The organism is Ideonella alba (genome assembly GCF_018069845.1).
GTDB classification, from domain to species: Bacteria; Pseudomonadota; Gammaproteobacteria; order Burkholderiales; family Burkholderiaceae_C; genus Ideonella; species Ideonella alba.
This window is the reverse complement of the sequence record NZ_JAGQDD010000039.1, coordinates 1-6563: the sequence shown is the minus strand read 5'-3', so window position 1 is coordinate 6563 and position 6563 is coordinate 1. Positions and strand designations below refer to the sequence as shown.

6 protein-coding genes are annotated in these 6563 nt (G+C 69.8%); all 6 read right to left on the bottom strand.

Annotation, left to right across the window (positions count from 1 at the left end):
- Nucleotides 1-77 precede the first annotated feature (77 nt).
- The 6 genes from KAK03_RS24580 to KAK03_RS24555 all read right to left on the bottom strand — a co-directional run bounded on the left by KAK03_RS24580 (nucleotide 78) and on the right by KAK03_RS24555 (nucleotide 6240).
- Nucleotides 78-740 (bottom strand): GntR family transcriptional regulator, encoded by a 663-nt coding sequence (locus KAK03_RS24580; protein WP_210857320.1) that lies wholly within the window; start codon nucleotides 738-740, stop codon nucleotides 78-80.
- Nucleotides 740-1519: an SDR family NAD(P)-dependent oxidoreductase gene (locus KAK03_RS24575; protein WP_210857319.1), complete on the bottom strand. Its 780-nt coding sequence runs from the start codon at nucleotides 1517-1519 to the stop codon at nucleotides 740-742. Before KAK03_RS24575 ends, KAK03_RS24580 begins: the two co-directional genes overlap by 1 nt.
- Entirely contained in the window at nucleotides 1516-2313 is a 798-nt protein-coding gene (locus KAK03_RS24570; RefSeq protein ID WP_210857318.1) for an SDR family NAD(P)-dependent oxidoreductase, read from the bottom strand. The genes KAK03_RS24575 and KAK03_RS24570 overlap by 4 nt, the downstream gene beginning before the upstream one ends.
- Complete coding sequence (locus KAK03_RS24565) at nucleotides 2306-3691, bottom strand: aspartate aminotransferase family protein (protein WP_210857317.1); 1386 nt, start codon at nucleotides 3689-3691, stop codon at nucleotides 2306-2308. Before KAK03_RS24565 ends, KAK03_RS24570 begins: the two co-directional genes overlap by 8 nt.
- An 87-nt stretch (nucleotides 3692-3778) precedes the next feature.
- On the bottom strand, nucleotides 3779-5113 hold the full coding sequence (locus tag KAK03_RS24560) for a glutamine synthetase family protein (RefSeq protein WP_210857316.1): 1335 nt from the start codon (nucleotides 5111-5113) through the stop codon (nucleotides 3779-3781).
- Nucleotides 5114-5160: 47 nt separating this feature from the next.
- The gene (locus tag KAK03_RS24555) at nucleotides 5161-6240 is read right to left on the bottom strand and encodes an integron integrase (RefSeq protein WP_210857321.1); all 1080 of its coding nucleotides are present in this window, start codon (nucleotides 6238-6240) and stop codon (nucleotides 5161-5163) included.
- Nucleotides 6241-6563: the final 323 nt, after the last annotated feature.

Below are 6563 nucleotides of genomic sequence, written 5' to 3'. Positions count from 1 at the left end.
TGCCTGCCTGCCCAGCCCTTGGCGGCACGGTTGGCGTAGCGCGTTGGCCCACAGCGGCCTACGGCCGCTGTGGGCAGTTAGCCGCCGTCACGCAACCGCTGGCGAAGAAATTGTCCCGCGACGAAGATGTCCTGCTCCACCGCGCGGCGCACACCGGCGCTGTCGTTGCGCGCCAATGCCTTGATGAGTGCCTCGTGGGCGTCGTTCAGCACGCGGGCGGCGTCGGGTGTGTCGAAGAGCTGGTTGCTGATGGGGCCGGCCTGCAGCCACAGGGTGTCGATCAGGCGCCACAGCGTGGGCGAGCCCGCGGCCTGGTAGAGGATGACGTGGAAGTCCTCGTTGGCGGCCAGGTAGTCGGTCGCGTCGCCGCGGGCCAGGGCTTGGGCCATGCGGGTGCACAGGGCCTTCAGGGCCTTGCGCTGCGCGGTGTCCAGGCGCGCGGCGCCGCGTTCGGCGGCCTCGCCTTCCAGCAGCATGCGGGTCTGCAGCAGGTCGTCGAACTCGGCCACGCCCAGGCGCGGGACGGCCACGCCGGCATTGGGGATGTTGACCAATGCGCCCTCGGCCGCCAGGCGTTGCAGTGCGGCGCGCACCGGCATCTGGCCCACGCCCAGGTCGGCCGCGACGTTGCGGATCTTCAGCCGCTCGCCGGGCAGGAAACGGCCCACGGTGATCCACTGGCGCAGGCGGGCGTAGACCTCGTCCTGCTGGGTGGTGCTGGGATCCTCGGCGGGGTTCATCAGTAGCCGGCGGTCAGACCAAAGTCGAGCATCACCGCGGCGCCGGTGACTCCGGCGCAGGCGGGCGACAGCAGCCAGACCGCGTGCTGCGCCACCTCCATCGGGCTGAGGAAACGCGCCGCGTCGCCCTGCGGGTAGTGGGCCAGCAGGCGGCGGTGGTAGGCGGCGGGGTCGCCTTCGCCGTAGCGCTGGGCCTGGAAGTCGAGCATCGGCGAGGCGATGTCCGAGGGGCACAGTGCATTGACGCGCACGCCCTGCGGCGCCAGCTCGCGCGCCAGTGCCTTGCTCATCAGCACCACGCCGCCCTTGCTGGCGCAGTAGATGGCGGCGCCGGCGTTGCCCACCACGCCGGCATCGGAGGCGATGTTGACGATCGCGCCGCGGCTGGCGCTGAGCGCCGGAATGGCGCGGCTGCACAGGAAGAACACGGCCTTCAGGTTGACGTCGATGCAGCGCTGCCAGTCGGCCTCGGTGGCGCGCTCGCTGGGCCCTTCCACCCACAGGCCGGCGCAGTTGGCCAGGCCGTCCAGGCGGCCGTGGCGGTCCAGCGCCTGCTGCACCAGGTGGTCGGCCTGGGCGCTGTCGCGCAGGTCGGCCACCACCGCGCTGGCGCCCAGCGCCTGGGCGCGGGCCTGCAGCGGTTCGGCCTGCACGTCGGTCAGCAGCAGGCGCGCGCCCAGGCTGGCCAGCAGGTCGGCCAGCGCGCCGCCCACGCCGCCGGCGGCACCGGTGACCAGCACCACGCGGCCCTGCATCAGGTCGGGCGCGAAGACACTCATCCCTTGCGCTCCTGCAGGCAGTTGGCGCCATCGACCACCAGCAGCTCGCCCTGGATGTAGGCGGCGCCCGGCATGGCCAGGAAGGCGATGGCGGCGGCCATTTCGTCGGGCGTGCCGGCGCGGCCCATGGGCGTGTGTCGGGCGGCCTGGGCTTCCTCGGGCGTGGTGGATCCCGTGGCCACCCAGCCCGGGGCCACGCAATTGACGGTGACGCCCTGGCCGGCCACTTCCAGCGCCAGCGCCCGGCTCAGGCCCACCATGCCGGCCTTGGCGGCACTGTAGGCGGCTTCGCCGGGGTTGCTGACCAGCGGACCGGTGACCGAGGACACGTTGACGATGCGGCCGTGGCCGCGTGCCAGCATGCCCGGCAGCACGCGCCGCGTGACCAGGTAGCAGGTGTCCAGGTTGCGGGCGATGCTGGCGTGCCACTGGGCGTCGTCCAGTTCGGCCAGGGGCGTGAAGTCTTCGGCCTGGCCCTGCTGGGCCATGCCGGCGTTGTTCACCAGGATGTCGATCCGGCCCGCGTCGGCCAGCACCTGCGCCACCAGGTCGGTGGCGGCGGCGGCATCGGTGAGGTCGGCCACGTAGCCGCGCGCCACATGCCCGCGCTCGCGCAGCGCGTTGGCGCGGTCGTGCACACGCATGGTGGTGGCGGCCAAGGCCACCTCGCAGCCCAGCTCGGCCAGCAGCCGGGCAGTGGCAAAGCCGATGCCGTGTTCGCTGCCGGCGCCGGTGACCAGCGCCACCTGGCCACTGAGGCGAAACAGCGGGTGTTGGACGACGGACTCAGCCACGGCCCAGTTCCTTCAGGGCGCCGTCCATGGCCTGCAGCAGGCGGGTGAGGTCGGCGTCGGTGGTGTCGGGGCAGACCAGCATCATGTTGTGGAAGGGCGTGATCAGCACGCCGCGGTTGAGCAGGTACAGGTGCAGCGCGTGCTCCAGCGTAGGGTCCATGGCGGCACCGGCGGCGCTGCCATTGTGGGGCGGCTGGGCGCAGAACTGGAACTCGGTGCGCGCGCCCACCTGGGTGACGCACCAGGGCAGGCCATGGCGCTGGAACAGTGCACGCAGGCCGTCGGCCAGGGCGGCGGCGCGGGCGTGCATGGGCGCAAAGACCTCGGGCCGCAACAACTGCTCCAGCGTGGCGCGCATGGCGGCCATGGCCAGCAGATTGGCGGTGAGTGTGGTGCCGATGCCCGAGTGCCCCGGCGGCGCGGCGCGCTTGGCGGCCTGCGCGCGCGCGGCCAGATCGGCCGTGAAACCGTAGGCGGCGCAGGGCATGCCGCCGCCCAGCGCCTTGCCCACCACCACCGCATCGGCGGCGATGCCGTGGGCCCGCGCATAGCCGCCCGGGCCGCTGCTGAGGGTATGGGTCTCGTCCATCACCAGCAGCGTGTCGTGGCGGCGGATGATGGCTTGCGCGGCTTCCCAGAAGCCCGGCTGCGGCAGCACCATGCCGATGTTGGTCATCACCGGCTCGGCCAGCACGCAGGCCACGTCACCGGGCGCCAGCGCGGCTTCCAGTGCGGCCAGGTCATTGAACTCGACCACGCGGGTGGTGGGCAGCAGATCGTGCACCTGGCCCAGCAGGCTGGGGCGCTGCACCGGCTGGCCGGCTATCAGGTCGACAAAGACGTCATCCACCGTGCCGTGGTAGCAGCCATTGAAGATCAGCAGCACCGGCCGGCCGGTGGCAGCGCGCAGCCAGCGCAGCACGAAGCGGTTGGCATCGGTGGCGGTCATCGCGAATTGCCACTGCGGCAGGCCGAAGCGCTCGGCCAGCAACTGGGCGACCACCGCGCCGTCCTCGTTGGCCAGCATGGTGGTCAGACCGGCGGTGGCCTGGCGCTGCAGCGCGGCCGCCACCGGCGCGGGCGAGTGGCCGAACATGGCGCCGGTGTCGCCCAGACAGAAGTCCACCAGCGTGTGGCCGTCCACGTCGGTCAGCTGCGCGCCCTGGGCGTGCGCCACTTGCAGCGGGAAGGACGTGCCCCAGTCGTTCATCCAGTGCAGCGGCACGCCGAACATCAGGTGCTCGGCGGCGCGGCCGGCCAGCTCGCGCGAGCGCGGGTGTGTCTGGGCATAGCGATCGCGCTCTCGGGCGAGGAGTGCTTGGACACTCAGCGGGGACACGCCAGTGTCTGGCCGCTCGTGGGGGGCATGTGCGCTCATGAATCGAATCTCCGGGAACATGTGGGGCTGCGAGGGCCGTCGCAGGCGCCCGCCCTGGCGGCGGCAGCCGCGAATCTGGCTGCGCCTCTAGACCAACAGCAGCAGATGCTCGCGCTCCCAGCTGCTGATGACGCGGTTGTAGGTGGCGTATTCCAGCTCCTTGACGGCGCAGAAGGCATCGACAAAGGTCTCGCCCAGGATCTCCTTCATGGGCTCGCAGGCGCGCATGGCCTCGATCGCGTCTTCCAGGTGGCGCGGCAGCTCGTGGCTGACGTTCCAGGCGCTGCCCTGGGTGGGCTCGCTGGGCTGCAGGCCGCCCTGCAGGCCCAGCCAGCCGCAGGCCAGCGTGGCGGCCATCGCCAGGTAGGGGTTGGCGTCCACGCCGGGCACGCGGTTCTCCACGCGACGCGCGGCCGGGACTGACTTGGGGATGCGGATGCCGCAGGTGCGGTTGTCATGGCCCCAGCGCACATTGATGGGCGCCGACATGTAGGGTGCCAGCCGGCGGTACGAATTGACGTAGGGCGCGAACATCGGCATGACCTGCGGGATGTAGGTCTGCAGCCCGCCGATGAAGTGGTGGAACAGCTCCGACGGGCCGCCATCGGCCCGGCTGAAGATGTTGGCGCCGTCGGCATCGACGATGCTTTGATGGATGTGCATCGCGCTGCCCGGCTCGCCCTCCATGGGCTTGGCCATGAAGGTGGCGAACACGCCGTGGCGCAGCGCGGTCTCGCGCACCGCGCGCTTGAACAGGAACACGCGGTCGGCCAGCTCCAGCGGTTCGCCGTGGCTGAAGTTGATCTCCATCTGGCCGGGGCCGGCTTCGTGGATCAGTGTCTCGACGCCCAGCTGGTGCTGGTCGCAGAAGTTGGACAGCTCCATGAAGAAGGGGTCGAAGTCATTGACCGCGTCAATCGAGTAGCTCTGCCGACCCACCTCGGGCTTGCCGGTGCGGCCCAGCGGCGGCTGCAGCGGCTCGTGCGGGTTCTGCTGGCGGGCCACCAGGTAGAACTCCATCTCGGGGGCGACCACCGGCTTCCAGCCCTGGCGTTCGTACAGCGCCAGCACGCGGCGCAGCACCGCACGCGGCGACAACTGCACCGGGCGGCCGTCCCACTCCTCGCAGTCGTGAATGACCACCGCCACCGGCTCGGCGGCCCAGGGCACGATGCGCACGGTGGCGGCATCGGGCTTGCAGACCATGTCGGGGTCGGTGTCGCCAACGAACGGGCCGTTGTCAGGCTGCTGGCCGTTCACCGTGTTCAGCAGCACGCTCTTGGGAATGCGCATCTCGCCGCTGGCCAGGAACAGGTCGCGCGGCAGGATCTTGCCGCGGGCGATGCCGGTCATGTCCGGGATCACGCACTCGACCTCGTGGATGCGGTGGCGTGAGAGGAAGTCGTGCAGGGGGGTGTCCATGCCCGGCAGTGTAGCCGAATGGCATAGATGTGATCACAAAAGTTTGGTCAGACTCTGGGTAATTCTGGAAGTACGAGGCCGCTGACAGGTGATTTGCGATCTGACCCAGTCGGGCGTGCCATCGGGGCCGGCGGCAACTGCAGCGCGTCCAACGGGCTGCGCGAGCCCAGGCCGCCCACCTTCAGCACATGCGTGTAGATCATCGTGGTGGACACATCCGCATGGCCCAGCAACTCCTGCACCGTGCGGATGTCGGCGCCCGACTGCAGCAGGTGCGTGGCAAAACAGTGCCGCAATGTGTGCGGGGTGGCGGGGCGGGCAATGCCGGCGGACTGGACGGCGCGTTTGAAGGCGCGCTGGAAGCTTTGATCAAACAGGTGGTGTCGGCGGATCACGCCGGTGCGGGGGTCGGTGCTGTGACGGTCCTGCGGGAACACCCAGAACCAGGCCCAGCTCAGCGGCGCGCGCGGGTATTTGCGCGCCAGCGCGTGCGGCAACTCGACCCCGCCGCGGTCGTGTGCCGCATCGTCGGCCCACAGGGTTCTGGCCTGGGCCAGTTGCTCGCGCAGCGCGGCAGCCAGACTGGCGGGCAGCATCACCACCCTGTCCTTGTCGCCCTTGCCCGAACGCACGATGATGGCGCGGTGGGTGAAGTCGACGTCCTTGACGCGCAGGCACAGGGCCTCAGAAATGCGCAGACCGGTGCCGTACAGCAGCTGCGCCAGCAAGCGGTTCACGCCCTCCAGTTCCGCCAACACGGCGCTCACTTCCTGCACCGAGAGCACCACCGGCAAACGCTTGGGCGGCACCGGCCGACCGATCTCGTCCATCCAGGGCAGTTGCAGACCCAGGACCTCGCCATAGAGGAACAGCAGTGCCGACAAGGCCTGCCCATGGCTGGACGGCGACAAGCCGCGATCAGCGGCCAGGTGGGTCAGGTAGGCTTCGACCTCGGGCCCGCCCATCTGCGCCGGATGGCGAAGGCCATGGAAGCGGATGAACGCCCGGCACCAGAACACATAGGCCTGCTCGGTGCGCAGGCTGTAGTGCTTGGCCCGGATGCGCGCACGCAGCCGGTCCAGCAGACGCGGCCCTGCCGCCGCGGACGCCACGGCCTTTTCTGCCATCGTTGCCTCCCTTGGCAAACCCCCGGCTGCGCTGCAGAATGGTTTGTAACAGGCGCCGGTTTTCGCGCCCAATTTAATACTGGATAAACATCCAGTCAAGCCAGGGAAAAAGACAGATGCGACAGGCACTTGCGATTGCAAACGGCGGCCATCTTAGGGCGCAGTGGTCCAATAGTGGCGCAGGCTGTTGAGCCCCAAAACACGTTAGCAACTGTGTTGCGCGTCAAGCCCTGGAGCCCAATTGGTGTGGTGCTTGAGCATGGCGTTCATGATGGTGAGCAACTTGCGCATGCAGGCGGTGAGCGCGACCTTGGCGGGCTTGC

Coding starts and splice junctions, on each gene's coding strand:
- KAK03_RS24555 (WP_210857321.1), bottom strand. CDS start 6,240: ATGGCAGAAAAGGCCGTGGCGTCCGCGGCGGCAGGGCCGCGTCTGCTG.
- KAK03_RS24565 (WP_210857317.1), bottom strand. CDS start 3,691: ATGAGCGCACATGCCCCCCACGAGCGGCCAGACACTGGCGTGTCCCCG.
- KAK03_RS24560 (WP_210857316.1), bottom strand. CDS start 5,113: ATGGACACCCCCCTGCACGACTTCCTCTCACGCCACCGCATCCACGAG.
- KAK03_RS24575 (WP_210857319.1), bottom strand. CDS start 1,519: ATGAGTGTCTTCGCGCCCGACCTGATGCAGGGCCGCGTGGTGCTGGTC.
- KAK03_RS24580 (WP_210857320.1), bottom strand. CDS start 740: ATGAACCCCGCCGAGGATCCCAGCACCACCCAGCAGGACGAGGTCTAC.